The following is a 17923-nucleotide window of genomic DNA, read 5'->3' on the forward strand; positions in this document are numbered from 1 at the left end:
GTGTTCACGATTTTTCGGACGGTATTTCTTGCAGGAAGGAACAAACCACGCGCTGGCGCAACAGGTCAACGGCCACCCCGCACTTCGGCGCGCCGGGATCGTTTTGTTCTGGGTGCTGATTGCGGTATACACTCCACTGTGCCTGGCCTTGCTTGCCATTAAGTGGCTGGTTCTGCCGGAGATTGATCGGTATCGGCCCGAGATTCAGCATTTTCTTCAAACCCGAACTGGTGCCCCCATTGAATTGGGTGAAATCCGGGCCAGCTGGCAGGGTTTCGGCCCACAGTTTGTTGTTGACCATGTTCGTCTGCCCCAACCAAGTGGTGCCACTGGTTTTCAGGCCGACCGAATTCGAATGGACTGGTCACTGCCCAGCATTCTGGCCTTTCGGCCGCGTTTGAAAAATCTTGAAATTCATTCACCTGAACTGAGTGTGCAGCGAAACCCGCAAGGGGTGTTCGAGGTGGCAGGCCAGCCCATTGTGGACGATGGCAGCAAGGGAAACCCTGCACTGGACTGGTTGTTGGCCCAGCAACGCGTGTTGCTCAAAAATGGCGTGCTGACCTGGCATGATGCCATGGGCCAGTACCCCGATGCACAAGCCATGGACGCAGAGCTGTTGCTCGAGAATGGCTTGAGCCGACATTCGGCCGGGCTGGTGTTCAACGTACCCGGCGTGGCGCAAACCCCGGTCAAGGCCAACCTGAATTTCAAAACACCATTGCTGGAAGCCGTGCATGGCGACATTCAGAAATGGAAAGGCACTTTCTTTCTGGATGTGGTTGTTGACCAGGCAGCACCCATTGACTCAGTTTTCAAAACCTTGGGTCTTGATGTGGACCTGACAAAGCCCCAAGGCAAGCTGTGGCTGGATTTTGAAAACGGGTTGGTGCAAAGGTCTGTTCTGGATGCCAGGGTTGCCAAGCTGCGGTTTTCAAATGATGCCGTGAATGCGCCGCCGTTTGACATGGTGAACACCAGCGCCTTGATTGAAGTGGCTGGCGAGCACTTTCTGTTGAAACCTGAAGCCATTGCCATTCGCCGTTTGAAAGGCCAGATTGCCGGTTTGAAGCAGTTTGGCCCCACGGATTTGTCGGCCACCCGAAGAGTGGTTGATGAGGGTGTTCAGTGGGGGTTGCGGGTCAATCAACTGGACGCGGCGCAGGCCAAAGCGATCGCGCTCGAGTTGGGTCCGCATGTTGGGCAGGCCGGTAAGCTGGACGCTTTCACGGATCTGGAAATCTCGGGACGAATCAACCAGGTTGATGTGAACTGGACTACCCAGGGAGAAACCCCGTACAGCGATTCCCTCGCATTCAGTTCCGACATTGATTTCAGCCAGCTCACCGTGCTGTATCGCGAAGCATCAGGCAAAGCGAATGCCGCAAATGGAAAGGTGACCGGCTTTCGAAACCTCAGCGGCCGTTTCAAAGGCGATGACCGGAAAGGTGAATGGACCCTGACCGGCAAAAATGCGGAAGTTGCCTTGCCCGAAGTGTTTGCTGCCGACTTGCTTGCGTTTGACGAGCTGGCAGGTTCCGGGGGCTGGAAAAATGTGTTTGACGGCACCTTGCCCGTTGAGTTTTCCGTGGCCGGCCTGAAGGTGCGCAATACCGACTTGCAGGCGCAGGTTGCCGGCACTTATGAATTTCGACGAAACGAACCGGATTTCGTGGACGTACGGGGCACCTTGCCAACCGCCAATCTGGCAAAGGTCTCCAACTATCTGCCGCTGGTTGTGGGCAACAGTGCCCGCGAATGGCTGAAGACCAATATTCTGGCTGGTGTGGCCCAGAACGGCCGGTTTGAATTGTCGGGGCGATTGAACGATTTCCCCTTTGACGGCCCGAAACAAAAAGGGGTGTTCAGCATTGAGGTGCCTTTTGACAACGGCGAGCTGACTTATGCACCGGGCTGGCCTGCTATTCAGAAGGTCAAGGGCAAGGCCACCTTCGCGGGCAAACGCATGCTGATTCAGGCCGACACGGCGGAATCGCTGGGCGTGCAACTCAAGAAAGTGGAAGCCCGAATCGACAATCTGGATGCCTGGGAACCACTCCTTGTGATCAAGGGCACTGGCCTTGGCGAGCTTGGAAAAATGGTCGAATTCGTCAATCAGAGCCCTGTGCGCGAGATATTGAATGAGGCCTTGGTCAATGCTGAAGTGGAAGGCGCTGCCAACCTGGACTTGCAGTTGAGCATTCCGATTGCTGACCCGCAGAAAACACAGGTTCAGGGTGCACTTGCGTTGAAAGGCAATTCGATTCGTGTTGTTCGGGGTATGCCCCTTGTCAGCAACACCGAAGGGTTGATCCGTTTTTCAAACAAGGGCCTGTTCATTGAACAGCTGCAAGGCCAGGCCCTGGGCGGGCCAGTGCTAATCAAAGGCACTACAGACACGGCTGGCCGAATGGAAATCAAGGCCACCGGTACAGCCCGGGCCAAGGGCCTGGCCCAGTATTTGAACCCGCTTGCCGAGCCCTACCTGGCAGGTTCCACCCCCTACACCGTGGTTGTTTCAACCCGTGAGAATGGCATCGCAGTTGATGTAGCCAGTCAGTTGCAAGGCCTGGAAGTGAAACTGCCTGGCCCTTTTGCCAAAAAACCGGAGAGCCGTTTGCCCTTCCGGCTAAACCAGACTGTCAACTCGCAAGGGCAGCGCTGGACAGTGGATCTGGGGCCAGAAGGCAAACCTTTGGCCCAAGTGCGCGCTCTTGTTCTGGACGAGCAAGGCCAGGCTGGCATTGATTCATTGCAGTTTGCAGTTGGGGCTCCGCTTGCACCGGCCACCCCTGGCATTCAAGGGGATGTGCGCATGGCTGTCCTTGATGTTGACACTTGGCGGGCCATTGCCAATGACATCACCTCGGCCTCGGGCAATATGGGGTTGATGAACGGCTTTTTTGACAACGCATCAGGCGGCCCGGCGATCAACCTGAAGGTGGGTATACGGGCTGACCGCCTCAACATCGGCAGCAAATCGTTTGAAGGCGTCTCAGTCGCAGCGCGCACCATTGAAAGCCGCTGGCAATTCGACATCAAAGGCAAGGGCGTTGACGGTTATGTGTCCTGGGTTTCTGACAAACAAAGGCCTGAAGGCGCTTTGCTGGCCCGGTTTAAAACCCTGGTTATTCCCAAGACACTGGACAGCGGCATGCGCGATTTGGTGGAGGAACCTGCGTCCAGCATTCCGGCGCTGGACGTACAGGTCGACAGCTTTACCCTGAACGACGTGGTGCTGGGCAAACTCAAGTTGATTGCCGTAAACCAGACTCGCGAAGAACAGGCCAAGGCCACGTTAAGCCAGCGGCCCAAGGAATGGCGACTTGAGTCATTGAGAATTGAAAACCCGGAATCGGTGACCCAGGCCAAGGGCATTTGGCAGTACGACGAAAACCTGCGCAATCAGCGCACCGACATTGAAGTCAACCAGACGGTCAAAAATGGCGGCGCACTGCTGGCCAGGCTGGGTATGGAAGATGTATTTCAAGGTGGGGAGGGTAGTCTGGTCGGGCGATTGCGCTGGAACGATGCACCCACGACCATTGATTACGGCAGCCTGAGTGGACAATTCAAATTGAAAAGTGTGAAAGGCCAGTTTTTAAAAGCAGACCCCGGTGTGGCGAAGTTGCTCGGCGTGCTTTCGCTGCAAAGCATTCCACGTCGGTTCACGCTTGATTTCAAGGACGTGTTTTCTGATGGCTTTGCCTACGACACCATGGAAGCCGATGTGGTGCTGAAAGAGGGTATTGCCAGCACCCAGAACTTCAAAATGACCGGCCCCAGTGCCACGGTTGTGATGGATGGTGACCTGGATCTCGAAAGTGAAACCCAGAACATGAATGTGGTGGTACTTCCTGATTTGAACCCAGCCGGTGGTTCACTGATTTACTCCGTGATTGCGGCCAACCCGGCCGTTGGAATTGCCTCCCTGATCGCAGACTTTGTTTTGAAAGACCCCTTGGCTAAGATATTCTCGTTTCAGTACCGCGTCAGCGGGCCATGGGTTGCACCGGTCATTGAACGCGTGCGCAAAGGCGACGCCGTTACCCCTCCCACCAGCGAAACCAACCCAAGGCCGTAACATGTCCAAGCCAATGACCGTAGCCAGCCTGCAAATGATTTCCACGCCCGATTTGGAACGCAATCTGGACATAGCCCAACGCCTGATAGGCCAGGCCGCCAAGCTGGGTGCCCGCATGGTATTGCTGCCCGAGTATTTCTGCCTGATGGGCCAGAAAGACACCGACAAACTGGCCATTGCCGAACAGTTTGGCCACGGGCCCATTCAACAGTTTCTCGCCGATCAGGCGGTGGTTCGCAACGTGCACATTGTGGCTGGCACCTTGCCCATTGCCAGCGGCACGGAAGGCCGGGTGTACAACACCACATTGGTATTCGATCCAAAAGGGCAATGCACGGCACGGTACGACAAAATTCACCTGTTCTGCTTCACCAAGGGGCAGGAAAGTTACGACGAAGCCCGCGTGCTGTTACCAGGCACAAAACCGGTGGTGGCCGATGTGGACGGCTTCAAGATTGGCTTGTCCGTGTGCTACGACCTTCGCTTCCCTGAGCTGTACCGCGCCATGGGCAAAGTGGATTTGATCGTGATGCCCGCCGCATTCACCTACACCACCGGCCGTGCGCACTGGGAAGTGCTAATGCGCGCCCGGGCCATTGAAAACCAGTGCTACGTGTTGGCCTGCGGGCAGGGTGGTGTTCACGAGAACGGCCGGCGCACTTGGGGACATTCCATGTTGGTGAACCCGTGGGGTGAGGTTGAGAATGTATTGGCAGAAGGCGAGGGTGTGGTGCTGGGCCAGCTTGACCCTGCTAAGATAGACGATGTGCGAAACAGCTTGCCCGCGCTTGCGCACCGCGTGCTTTAAAGGATTCATCATGAAAGTAGTAGACCCCGCCATCTCCAACCTGGCCACAGCCCAAAGCCTGCTTTGGACCCCTTACGGCATTGACGAAAGCCATATTCAAAAGGCTTTTGGCGAAATTTTTTCCCACAAGGTGGATTTCGCTGATCTGTACTTTCAGTACGGTTGCGTGGAAGGCTGGTCGCTCGACGAAGGCATCGTGAAATCGGGTAGCTACAACATTGAGCAAGGCGTGGGTGTGCGTGCGGTCAGCGGCGACAAAACCGCCTTTGCGTATTCTGATGACATTGCATTCAAGCCCATTCTGGCTGCAGCCAAGTCGGTGCGTGAAATTGCCAACCTGGGCAAAACAGCCAACCGCAATTTGAAAACCGGCAAAGGTTTTGCCGATGCAGAAAGCCGTGCCTTGTACAGCGCGTTGAACCCCATTCCAACGTTAACTTCCACCGAGAAAGTGGATCTTCTCAAGCGCCTGGAGCAGTTTGCCCGCAAGCGCGACAAGCGCGTGAAGCAGGTCATGGCCAACATCGTGGGTGCTTACGACGTGGTGCTGGTGGCCCGAAGCGACGGCATTCTGGCCGCCGATGTTCGCCCATTGGTGCGTGTCAACGTGAGCGTGGTGGTTGAACAGAAAGGCCGCCGCGAAACCGGTTCGTCCGGTGCGGGCGGCCGTTACGATTTTGCGATGTTTACCGATGCATTCCTGATGCACCATGCCCACACGGCAGTGGACCAAGCCCTGATCAACCTGGAAGCCCGCCCAGCCCCGGCTGGCGCGCAAACCGTGGTGTTGGGTTCCGGCTGGCCCGGCATTCTGCTTCACGAAGCGATTGGCCACGGTTTGGAAGGCGACTTCAACCGCAAGGGCAGCAGCGCATTTTCAGGCATGATTGGCCAGCGTGTGGCTGCCAAGGGCGTCACCATTGTGGACGACGGCACATTGGCCAACCGCCGTGGTTCGCTGAACATTGACGACGAAGGCAACAAAACCCAGTGCACCACCCTGATTGAAGACGGTATTTTGAAAGGCTACATTCAGGACATCACCAACGCACGCCTGATGAAAATGCCGGTAACGGGTAACGGTCGCCGCGAAAGTTTCGCCCACCTGCCCATGCCCCGCATGACCAACACCTACATGCTGAACGGCGACAAAACGCCGGAAGAAATCATTGCCAGTGTCAAAGACGGTGTGTACGCCGTGAATTTCGGCGGTGGCCAGGTTGACATCACCAGTGGCAAGTTCGTGTTCTCGGCTTCACTGGCCTACAAAATTGAAAACGGCAAAATCACCTACCCATTGAAAGGCGCCACGCTGATTGGCAATGGCCCCGAATCACTGACCAAAATCAGCATGGTGGGCAATGACATGGCGCTGGACGATGGCGTGGGCACTTGTGGCAAGGAAGGTCAAAGCGTGCCTGTGGGCGTGGGTCAACCAACCTTGCGAATCGACGGTTTGGTTATGGGTGGCACTCAGTAATCACCACGGTAATCAAATATCCTGATTTTTCAGTGGGATGCAAGCCACACGTCAAGAAGGCTTGCTAATATTCACACTTGCGCGCTTGCACAGCGGCCTTGAATTGATTACATTAAAAAGATGAACATGAACTTTTCGCACTCTTTTTATGCATTTTTTGGCTTCTTTGCCTGGTTTGGGCAAGCGGCGGAAGAGGGTTGTGCGTAAAAACACATAGTTCGAACAGATCCCAAAACCGCCAGGCCTGAACCTCCTGGCGGTTTTTTTTTGAACCGACACTTTGAACAGAAAGCGCGCCAGCATTCAGGAGAATTGGCATGAACACGGTAACAGACGACTTGAGAATCAAAGAAATTAAAGAACTGACCACCCCTGCGGCCTTGATCGCAGAAGTGCCCATTACCGCAGCCATTGCTGAAACTGTGTCGGGCAGCCGCAACGCCATGCACAAGATTTTGCATGGTGGCGATGACCGCCTGATCGTGGTCATGGGCCCTTGCTCCATTCACGACGTGAAAGCGGCCATGGAATATGCCAACAAGCTGAAGGTGTATCGCGAGAAATACGCGGAAGACCTGGAAATCGTGATGCGTGTGTATTTCGAAAAGCCCCGCACCACAGTGGGCTGGAAAGGCTTGATCAACGACCCCGATCTGGATGGCAGTTTCCAGATCAACAAAGGCCTGCGCATGGCGCGTGAAGTGCTGTTGAACATCAACGCACTGGGCTTGCCCGCCGGCACTGAATTTCTGGACATGATCACTCCCCAGTACATTGCCGATTTGGTCAGCTGGGGCGCCATTGGTGCCCGCACTACTGAAAGCCAGATTCACCGTGAATTGTCCAGTGGCTTGAGCTGCCCAGTGGGTTTCAAAAACGGAACCGATGGCAATGTGAAAATTGCAGTCGACGCCATCAAGGCAGCGCAACACCCGCACCATTTCTTGAGCGTAACCAAGGAAGGTCGCAGCGCCATTGTGAGCACTTCAGGCAATGAAGACTGCCACATCATTTTGCGTGGCGGCAAAGGCCCGAATTACGATGCAGCTTCGGTAGAAGCGGCAGCGGCCGACATTGGCAAAGCGGGCTTGGCTGCACGCATCATGATCGACGCCAGCCACGGCAACAGCAGCAAGGTGCCCAAAAACCAGGTGGGTGTGTGTGAAAACATTGCGGAGCAGTTGGCCGCAGGCGATGCCCGCATCATGGGTGTGATGGTTGAAAGCCACTTGGTGGAAGGCCGGCAAGACCTTGAACCCGGCAAGCCATTGACCTACGGCCAAAGCATTACCGATGGCTGCGTAGGTTGGGACGACAGCCTGCAAGTGCTTGAAACACTGGCCCAGGGCGTGCGCAAGCGCAGGTTGGCGCAGGTGGCATAACTGGTCCAAGAAGTAAAAGCTTCGCTACAAATGTTGTAAAAGCTTGAAATTGAATGGCGCCTAGCAAGCGCCATTCAATGCCAATAAATTGACCTGATTTTCGGGGTCCGTTTTTTTGTGGAACTTTGTTCTTGGGCATCGCCACTATGTTCTCCTCAATTCCGGAGATACTCGATGCATACACAACGTTCAGGCGCCAACGCACACCAAGCCCTTTCATTCGACCACGCTGAAACACGTCGTACGCAGGCAGGCGCACAATTGGCGCATGTGCCAATAAGCCCGGCACAACTGGAATACCAGTTGAACACTTGGGCCACGAAGGGGGCGAAATATGAAAGAAGAAACGAAGCCAAACAACGAATTTTGGAAGCCCATCGCACTGGGGCTGATCGACTTGATTTGAATGAGCTGTTCTTGAGCACTCTGCCTGAAAATATTGGGGCACTTACCAATCTGCAAACACTCAACCTTAACGTTAACCAACTGACCACACTGCCTAAAAGCATTGGGAACCTTACCAAGCTAAAAACCCTTAACCTTGGCTGCAATCCGCTAACCACCCTGCCTGAAGACATCGGCAAGCTTACGGGGCTTAAAGAGTTTTCCATCAGCAAAAACCCCCCACTGAAGTATTTACCCAGTGCATTGGCAGAGTTTCAGAGGCAGCATGGCGACTTAAAAGAACTCCCCCTGCTCGACTCCGTACCCAGTCAAGCAAGCCAAAGCGTGTCCGATATCAGCCCTGATGAGCTTAAGCTCTCGCAAACCCTGCTAAATCTGCCGCCGACGCTGGACACACTGATCAAATTGAAAAAAATTGCCAGCACGCCCGGCGGGCAATTGCATGCCTTGGTCCCCAATGGTGGCAGCAGTCAAGGCAAGGCTTCCAGCCCACCCCGGGTTGTAAGCCCGAACACCGGTATGGCGGGTAACTATGTCGGACTGGCTGAATTGAAGCAGCAGCTTGCAGACCTGCAAGGCAATATGAAGGCCGTGGTTGCCAAAGCCGAGGCGCAGGCCTCGGCCGCCATCACCCTTTACCAAGCGGCAATCCGAACCGTCAATGAGGCAAAACAACAGCTCAGCCTGCATGGCATGAGCACGCGATTGGAGCCGCAGGCTATGCGCATTTTATGGCGAAAGGTACTCAACCATAATAAATATGAAACTCAAGCGGTGCGAGGTATCATTGGCCGCAAACCGGAAGTCACGGACTTGAGCCAACTGCCCAACATAGCAAGCACTTTGGCCGAACGAGCAGTCACCCTCAAAGGCGCGTTGTCCGACCTGGGCACTCCCCTTTCTGCGTCTGAGTTTGGGCGAGTGGTGACGGCTTATCTTAAGGAGCATGGGCGGCTTCACAGCGACGGCACGGTTGACCTGAACAAGAAACTGTGGGTTTGGAAGAACAAACTGGTGGGCTTGAAGAACCGCCAGCTGCTCAAAAAACTGAAAGAAATTCACAACACCGAAAACCGCGGTGGCGACTACAAGCTGGGTATCGAGCTGTTTGCCCTACTCAAGAAAATGCCCAATGCAGCCCACCTTAACCCTTGGATACCCAGAAACACAATGAAACTACAGCAACTGATTGATGCCGAGAAAATAGAGTGGGTGAAGTAGCCGAAGCACATTCCAATATCAGCCTCGTAGTTCGGTTGCAGAAATCCCGCCAGTTTTAAAACCCTGGCGGGATTTTCTTTTCTGCAGATCGAAGTTCGCAATGCCGATTGTTTGAACCACCCCTAGGCAGTTGATACGTAGTAGTCCTTTCATGTTATGGGACTACGGCCATGATTGATCAAATTGCAATGCATCCAAGCGTTGACTCAACGCAGTTAATTTTCCATGCGCAAACAATCAAGCAAACCTTGAGGGAAAAGTCTGAAGACTCCAGAAGCCTGTCTTCCTTGAGTAGAGAAACGAAAAATGTGGCGCAACAGTTGCTGCAAGCAGCCAAGAACCTGAAGCGTGAATGTGTGAGAGTCATTGTTTGCGAGTCACTTGACAACGCTGAGCTGGACGTCAATAAAGTAGTCAAGATGTTGAAGGAGAGTTCAGACTCTTTAGGGAAAATCGCAAACAAATTCGATAAACATGCACGGGGTTATGACTATCAAATTCAAGTCAATGATCACACGATGAATACGTTTCAGTCAGTGTTCTCGTTAAGAACACGGGTCGCAACCTGTGAGCGGCAGGCGAATGCGCGATTGGTCAAACAAAGAGATTCGCTTCAGCGTGCGCTGCCGAAGATCGAGGACCATGAAATGACCGTTGTGGGAATGAAAGGAATTATTGGATTGCCTGTCGACAGCATGCCATTGCTCGATGCGACAAGGCGCGTGCTTAACAACATGTAAGGATTGTGTGCAACCTTGAGGCGATCTTTTATGTATTGCTTCAGGGTGCATGCAAGCTCAGCGTTCAAATGGAAACTTTATTTGCCATGTTCAGTACATGTATCCCTCGCAACCAAGCTCACATTACGGAAGAAGGCAACACAGCTTTTTCAAGAGGAGTCAACCAGTTGAATGAGCTGCAAGAGGCCGTCAAGCTGCTTGCCAAAATAACGTTAGAGCACACGAAGCAAGCGTCGCAGCTTCAAAGCGATCACAAACGCGCGATGGCTCCACGGGGTACGTTAAAAAGACTCGCCTACAATCTCCAGCAGTTTGACAAGGTCGATTTTTTTGGACATGGTGCAACTCGCGAACGACTTCGCGACTTGGCCAGGCTGTGCATGCACGGTGAAAATGAATTGCAATGTTTCACACGAAAATTCAACAACACTTATCGGGGTGCCACTACGAGCATTAGCTCAGCCCGAGATGAACGCATTCAGCAAGACATCAGCCGCGCGGGAATATTCGGCAGTAATCTGGCGGCTGAATGCAGGCCTCTTGCCACGGTAGTCAGTGCTCACTTTGCGGAATATTGGCTGTTTTGCAGAGAACCCGAACTTGATGTTTCGCCCCCCGTAAGTCTGGTTGATTCAGTGGAGCATTTGGATAACTTGTCACAGTCGATGCGTTAACCGATAAGCCCATTGTGTTGAAAAGTCACCAGCTGGCTTCCAGGCCCGTGGTGGTTTCAGAACTGAAGGAACCTCAGCGAAATCAGTGTTACCCAAGCCTTTGCCTCCAAGGATTATTTCCATGCTGACCTCGTGCTTTTCATGCAACCGCGCCTCGACCTCAAGTGAAGTGAATCCCAACATGACTGCGGGGTTGGCCCGAATGAACGACCTTCAGGAGTCAGTCAACGAACTTGCAGCCACTACAAAGGCCTGCGTCAAGCTGGCATTGTCGCTCGAAGGGGACTTGCGCAAAGCATCCATTGATATGAATTTGGTAGACAACCTGCATGGCGCACAATCTTCCCTCGCGCTTATCTCTGATTACTGCAAGTCCACCACTTTTGAGCTGAAATGCTTTTCAAAACATTTTGCAAAGGCCTATCCGAAGGCTGGTAGCAAGGCAGGTTTGATTGACCGGGAGGCTGCACATTTTGACAATGAGGTCCGCAGACGTGGCGAGTTGACCCAACAACTTGCGACCGAGATCTTGCCACTTGCGCACAACGCTGAACGTGCCCTCAGCCAGGCGGCAAATGCCTTGCTCCAACGCCCGCCCCTGGGTTTGGTCCATGCCGTTGAAAATCTTGAGCGCACATCCGAGCTTCACCGTTAGAAATCCAGGTGTCCCCGGAACCTCTGGGGCTGTTGTGCCACCTAGCTGTCCACCCAATCAGCTCAAGAGGTTTCTTTTCATGTATCCGGTTAATTCAACGCACGCTGCTTTTTCGCCGCAAGTTCAGCGCACCATCAACCAGTCCCGGCTAACTGCCATTGAACAACAGGTGCCAGCAATTGCGAACGCCGCGCACGATCTATCAAGAAACGTGAGCCGAATGATCGAGCTTGTGGAAACCCGACAGCCACCCAGCCTGAAAAGAGAGCTTGACGGCACCCCGCGGCCCATGGATACCAAGGACCTGCTGGCGTCGCTTATTGTAGCCAGAAATGCCCTGCAAGAGCTTCAGGCACAATGCCAAAGCCTGGACAGTGAAGTGGGGTTGCTAACCCGATATCAGGACGACGTACATCACGAAATATCGCAGCTTGTGCCATTGGCCGTTCGGGCAAACTGGTATACCCGGCAGGTCAATAAAACAGTGGCGCGTGCCCACAATCTTGGGTGTCAGCAAGCACATGTGGCACGCAGCGCACTGGATACAATTGACCAGACAAGGCGACTTTATCAGCCGCGTGTCCGTGGCATTGACAGGGCCATTCTTGATAACCTTGAAACCTTGGGCAGGCTGTAAACTCAAGGGGTGCTTGTGCATTGCTGGAAGGGGAATTTGCACTGGGCGAAGTACAATCAAAGGCCTGTAGCAACCGCATTACCCCAGGCGCCCCATGACCAGCAAAGCAAAGAAAACCGAGAATTCCCAGTACCTTGGCAATGTGATTCGAATCAAGGGCGCCCGCCAGCACAACCTCAAAAACGTCGACATCGACATCAAGACCGGTGAAATCACCGTGTTCACTGGCGTGTCAGGCAGTGGAAAAAGCTCACTGGTGTTCGACACACTGTATGCCGAAGGCCAGCGCCGCTACGTGGAAACGTTTTCGCCCTATGCCCGCCAGTTCCTGGACCGCATGGACAAACCCGATGTAGACAGCATCGATGGCGTATTGCCCGCCATTGCGATTGACCAGACCAACCCGGTGCGCACCTCCCGCAGCACCGTGGGCACCATGACTGAAATCAACGATCACCTGAAGCTGATTTACGCCCGCGCTGCCCATTTGCATTGCCGCCAGTGCGGGCAGTGGGTTCGTGAAGACACGGTGGCCAGCATCAAGCAATCGATACTGCACAAAGCCGCTGCGCAAAACGACCCGCGCCTTGTTGTTACATTCCCGGTGCGTGTACCCGCAAAATTCACCGCACAGGAAATTGAAGACTTTCTGAGTGCCCAAGGCTACACCCGCATTCACCGGGAAACGCCCATCAAGAAAGGCCGCACCGTGGTTGAAAAGCTGCTGGACGTGGTCCAAGACCGCTTCCGTGTTGCCGCTGTTGAGGAAAGCCGTTTCAGCGACGCCGTGGCCAGTGCCCTGCACCGGGGCAAGGGCAAGGTCAATGTGTTTGCCCTGCCTGAAAGTGGCGAAGAAGGTGCAAGTGCAACCGAGACCACTGAGCCCTGGCGCTATTCCGAAGGGCTGCACTGCGCCACTTGCGACCTGGATTATTCAAGCCCCTTGCCCAGCCACTTCAGCTTCAATTCCCCCTTGGGTGCCTGCGACACCTGTCGCGGTTTTGGCCGCGTCATCGGCATTGATTACGGCCTGGTGATTCCCGATGAAAACAAATCGCTGGAAGAGGGCGCAGTCAAACCCTGGACCACGGAAAGCTTCAAAAGCTGCCAGAAAGACCTGGTGCGCTTCGCCAAAAAACGGGGCATTGCCACCAACATTGCCTACAAGCATTTGCCTGAAGAACACAAGCTGTGGGTGATTGAAGGCGACGCCAATTTTGATGGCAACTGGGAAGGCAATTTGTTCTACGGCGTGGCCCGCTATTTCGAATGGCTGGAAAGCAAAACCTACAAAATGCATGTGCGCGTCATGCTGTCGAAGTACCGCAGTTACACCCCTTGCCCCGATTGCAATGGCTCGCGCCTGAAGCCCGATTCGCTGCTTTGGAAACTGCCTGCCGACACCGCGCTTTACAGCATTTTTGACATCATGCAGTTGCCCTTGCTGACTGTTGCCACGCTGTTCAAAAACCTGCAACTGCCCGGCGCACTCGATGAAGCCAGCGATCTGGTGCTGCAGGAAATTCGCACACGCCTGGGCTTTTTGATTCAAGTGGGTTTGGGTTATTTAACGCTTGATCGGCAAAGCAGAACGCTCAGCGGCGGCGAGGTGCAGCGCATCAACCTGACCACGGCCTTAGGCAGTTCACTGGTTAACACCCTGTTTGTGCTGGATGAACCCTCGGTGGGTTTGCACCCCCGCGACATTGCCCGCGTGGCCCAGGCCATGCAGCGTTTGAAAGAAGCGGGCAACACCCTGGTGGTGGTTGAGCACGACCCACAGTTGATGAACCAGGCCGACCGGCTGGTCGACATTGGCCCAGGGCCTGGCGAAGCAGGCGGCCACATTGTGTTTGATGGTGCACCTGCTGCCATTGAACAATCTGGTTCACTCACCGCGCGCTACCTGAAAGGCGAGCTGAAAGTGGTGGAGCGAATCAAGCCACTGGGCGATGCGAAAGAACACCTTGTGCTGACCGGTGTGCGTGCCAACAACCTGAAAAATATTGACTTCAAACTGCCGCTGAACCGCCTGGTCGTGCTCACCGGTGTGTCAGGTTCAGGCAAGTCAACCCTGGTGCAAGACGTGCTGGTGCCGGCGATTAGGAAGATCAAGGGCGAACCCACTGAAGCACCCGGCGAGTTCGATTCATTGGAAGGTGTTGAACACATTACACAACTGGCTTTTGTCGATCAAAGCCCGATTGGCAAAACCACGCGCAGCAACCCCGCCAGTTACGTGGGTGCATTTGATGAACTGCGCAAGCTGTTTTCCAAAACAAAAATTGCCGTGGAGCGCGATTACAAGCCCGGCTTTTTCAGTTTCAACAGTGGCGACGGCCGCTGCCCCATGTGCGGCGGCAACGGCTTTGAACATGTTGAAATGCAGTTTCTCAGCGATGTGTATTTGCGCTGTGGCGAATGCAATGGCACGCGCTACCGGCCCGAGGCTTTGGAAGTCACGCTGGAGCGAAAAGGCCAGGTGCTCAACATGGCCCAGGTGCTGGAGTTGACTGTAGACCAGGCACTCGACCTGTTCGAAAAAGACACCGCCTTGCTGAAAACCCTGCAGCCACTTGCGCTTGTTGGCCTGAATTATTTGCGCCTTGGCCAACCTGTGCCCACGCTCAGTGGGGGCGAAGCACAGCGCCTGAAACTGGCCGGTTTCCTGGCCGAGTTGAAACCCTCAGCAAGTGGCCAGAAGCTGGCGAAAAAAGGTGACCTGTTCGTGTTTGATGAACCCACCACTGGTTTGCATTTTGACGATGTGGCCAAGTTGATGCGTTCACTGCGCCTGTTGCAGGAGGCCGGGCACAGTGTGCTGATTGTGGAGCACAATCTCGATGTCATTTGCGCTGCTGACTGGCTGATCGACCTGGGCCCCGAAGCGGGCGAATACGGCGGCGAACTGGTGGACCAGGGTACACCCGAACAACTGGCCAAAACCAAGAACAGCCACACGGGTGTGGCCATCAAGCAGTACCTAGCGCAAAGCAATTTGCTGCATGCAGCCGACTTGAACAAGGCCAGCAACAGCAGCGACCACATGGTGGCAGAAGGAGCCGCACTGTATGGCTTGAACAGTGCCCACACGCGGCGTGGCCTGACCGACGGCATTGAAATTCTTCATGCCCGTGAACACAACCTGAAAAATGTCAGCCTGACCATTCCGCGTGAAAAAATGACGGTGATCACCGGGCCTTCCGGCAGCGGCAAGTCCACGTTGGCATTTGATATTTTGTTCTCTGAAGGGCAGCGCCGTTACCTTGAAAGTTTGAACGCCTACGCACGCCAGTTTGTGCAGCCTGCAGCCAAGCCCGATGTAGATGCCATATTCGGCATACCACCCACTGTGGCCATTGAGCAGCGCACCAGCCGTGGCGGGCGCAAAAGTACCGTGGCCACCGTGACCGAGGTGTATCACTTCCTTCGCCTGATGTTTGTCAAGCTGGGTACCCAGCATTGCCCCACCTGCGAAGTGCCCATTGCACCCCAAAGCATGGACAGCATGCTGGCGCAAATCATGCAGCATTACAAAGGCCAGGAAATCACGTTGCTGGCCCCGTTGGTACAGGGCCGCAAAGGCATTTACAACGAAATCGCCAAGTGGGCTGTCGACCGTGGCTATGACCGCCTGCGCGTGGATGGTGAGTATGTGCCCACCAACCCCTGGCCCAAGCTGGCCCGCTACCAGGAACACCACATTGAACTGCCCGTCAAAACCTTGAGCATTCAAGCCAAGGGCGAGAAAGAACTGCGCGAAGTACTGGCCCTGGCGCTTGAATACGGCAAAGGCACTGTGATGGTGGAGGCACCCGGCAGCAAAGGCAAACACGAAGGTGCAGCACCTGCCATTCGCTTTTATTCCACCAAGCGCGCCTGCCCCAGTTGCGCACGCAGCTTCCCCGAGCTCGACCCGCGCCTGTTCAGCTACAACAGCAAGCATGGCTGGTGCGCAAGCTGCTTTGGCGTGGGCGAAGAAGTGGAAGGCTTTGATGCAGAAACCACCGGCGAAGAAGGCAAGTGGCTTTCCGAGCAGGACAAAAGCGCTGAAGATGTGGCCGAGAACGATGACGGCACTTACCTGGGCAACGCACTGCGTGAAAGCCTGGCGTGCGCTGCTTGCAACGGCCAGCGCCTGAACCCAACCGCACTGGCTGTGAAGTTCAAGAACAGCAACATTGCCCAACTGGCCGACCAAACGGTCAGCGACGCCTTGCAGTGGGTAGACCAGCTTGAACTGGATGAACGCGAAACCGCCATTGCCAAAGACATTCGAATTGAAATGGCCGGGCGTCTGAAATTTCTGAAACAAGTGGGTCTTGATTACTTGCACCTGAACCGCAGCGCGCCCACCTTGAGTGGTGGTGAAGCGCAGCGCATTCGTTTGGCCTCGCAACTGGGCACCAACCTGCGTGGCGTGTGCTATGTGCTGGACGAGCCCACCATTGGCCTGCACACCCGCGACAACCACAGGCTTCTGGATGCACTGGAGGAACTGCGCGCCAAGGGCAACACATTGGTGATTGTGGAGCACGACATTGACACCATGAACCGTGCCGACCGCCTTGTAGACATTGGCCCAGGTGCCGGCAAACTGGGGGGTGAAATCATTTCCCAGGGCACCGTGGCTGAAGTGAAAGCAGACAAGAATTCGCTGACGGGCCGTTATTTGAAGCAGCCCATTCCGCACTTGTTGCAACCCAAACGCCCGGTTGAAAAAGACACACCGCGCTTGCGTATCAAGGGCGCAAAGCTGCACAACATTACCGGGCTTGATGTGGACATTCCCCTGGGCCGCCTTGTTGCAATCACCGGTGTTTCAGGCAGTGGAAAATCAACGCTTGCCCGCGACATTCTGCTGGCCAATATGCGGCAGTACGTGGCCAATCAAAACAAAAAAGGCAAACCTACACATAACTGGTTTGCCTGCGACAACATTGAAAACGCAGAACGGGTTGCCCGTGTTCTTGAAGTGGACCAAACCCCGATTGGCAAAACACCGCGCAGTTGCCCGGCCACCTACATCGGCTTTTGGAACCGAATTCGCAACGTGCTGGCCGACACCATTGAGGCCCGCATGCGCGGCTTTGCAGCCAACCGCTTCAGCTTCAACGCAGGGCCGGGCCGCTGCCCTGTGTGCGATGGCCAAGGCATGCAAACCATTGAAATGAACTTCCTGCCCGATGTCAAAGTGGTGTGCGAGGCTTGCCGTGGAAAACGTTTCAACCCGGAAACCCTGCAGGTCACCTGGCGCGACAAAACAGCTGCAGAAATTTTGAACATGAGCTGTTCAGAAGCAGCACCGTTTTTTGACGCCCACCCGGCCATTGCGCAGGCCTTGCAGTTGCTCAATGACGTGGGCCTGGGCTACCTCACCATTGGCCAGCCCAGCCCCACCCTGAGCGGCGGTGAGGCCCAACGCATCAAGCTGGTCACCGAGTTGGTGAAGGTGCGGGAAAACAAGGCCGGTGTGCAAATGAGCCCGCCCACCCTGTATGTGCTGGATGAACCCACGGTTGGCCTGCACATGAACGACGTGGAAAAGCTGATTGCCGTGCTTCACCGGCTGGTGGACGCAGGCCACACCGTGGTGGTGATTGAACACGACCTGGACCTGACTGCCCAGGCCGACTGGGTCATCGACATGGGCCCGGAAGCAGGTTCAGGCGGTGGCCAGTTGGTTGCACAGGGCAGCCCGCAAGAAATTGGCAAGCTCAAGGGCAAAAAAGCGGGGTACACCACGCAGGCCATGGCGGATTTTTATCAATCTCGGCAATAACAAGGTGCGTTGGTAACAGGTTAAACCCACTTCACATATTCAAGTTTTCAGGAAC

General features: G+C 54.8%; 10 protein-coding genes. All 10 read left to right on the forward strand.

The window, feature by feature from the left end:
• Positions 1-28: 28 nt before the first annotated feature.
• The 10 genes from RGQ30_RS02800 (at position 29) to uvrA (ending at position 17868) form a co-directional block, all read left to right on the forward strand.
• Positions 29-4084, forward strand: a complete 4056-nt coding sequence (locus tag RGQ30_RS02800; protein WP_338284696.1) for a YhdP family protein — start codon at positions 29-31, stop codon at positions 4082-4084.
• A gap of 1 nt (position 4085) precedes the next feature.
• Positions 4086-4892, forward strand: coding sequence for a carbon-nitrogen hydrolase family protein (locus tag RGQ30_RS02805; RefSeq protein ID WP_130558431.1), 807 nt, complete (start codon positions 4086-4088; stop codon positions 4890-4892).
• Positions 4893-4902: 10 nt separating this feature from the next.
• Positions 4903-6372, forward strand: a complete 1470-nt coding sequence (tldD, locus tag RGQ30_RS02810; RefSeq protein ID WP_130558430.1) for a metalloprotease TldD — start codon at positions 4903-4905, stop codon at positions 6370-6372.
• Between the two features lie 317 nt (positions 6373-6689).
• Positions 6690-7754, forward strand: a complete 1065-nt coding sequence (aroG, locus tag RGQ30_RS02815) for a 3-deoxy-7-phosphoheptulonate synthase AroG (protein ID WP_130558429.1) — start codon at positions 6690-6692, stop codon at positions 7752-7754.
• 174 nt (positions 7755-7928) lie between these two features.
• Complete coding sequence (locus RGQ30_RS02820) at positions 7929-9380, forward strand: leucine-rich repeat domain-containing protein (RefSeq protein ID WP_130558428.1); 1452 nt, start codon at positions 7929-7931, stop codon at positions 9378-9380.
• A gap of 170 nt (positions 9381-9550) precedes the next feature.
• Positions 9551-10120 (forward strand): hypothetical protein, encoded by a 570-nt coding sequence (locus tag RGQ30_RS02825; RefSeq protein ID WP_130558427.1) that lies wholly within the window; start codon positions 9551-9553, stop codon positions 10118-10120.
• A gap of 68 nt (positions 10121-10188) precedes the next feature.
• Positions 10189-10794 (forward strand): hypothetical protein, encoded by a 606-nt coding sequence (locus RGQ30_RS02830; RefSeq protein WP_338284698.1) that lies wholly within the window; start codon positions 10189-10191, stop codon positions 10792-10794.
• A 121-nt stretch (positions 10795-10915) separates the two neighbouring features.
• Entirely contained in the window at positions 10916-11449 is a 534-nt protein-coding gene (locus RGQ30_RS02835; RefSeq protein ID WP_130558425.1) for a hypothetical protein, read from the forward strand.
• Between the two features lie 79 nt (positions 11450-11528).
• Complete coding sequence (locus RGQ30_RS02840; protein WP_130558424.1) at positions 11529-12086, forward strand: hypothetical protein; 558 nt, start codon at positions 11529-11531, stop codon at positions 12084-12086.
• Between the two features lie 94 nt (positions 12087-12180).
• Positions 12181-17868 (forward strand): excinuclease ABC subunit UvrA, encoded by a 5688-nt coding sequence (gene uvrA, locus RGQ30_RS02845; protein ID WP_130558423.1) that lies wholly within the window; start codon positions 12181-12183, stop codon positions 17866-17868.
• Positions 17869-17923 lie beyond the last annotated feature (55 nt).

This window comes from Limnobacter thiooxidans, assembly GCF_036323495.1.
Lineage (GTDB): Bacteria > Pseudomonadota > Gammaproteobacteria > Burkholderiales > Burkholderiaceae_B > Limnobacter > Limnobacter thiooxidans.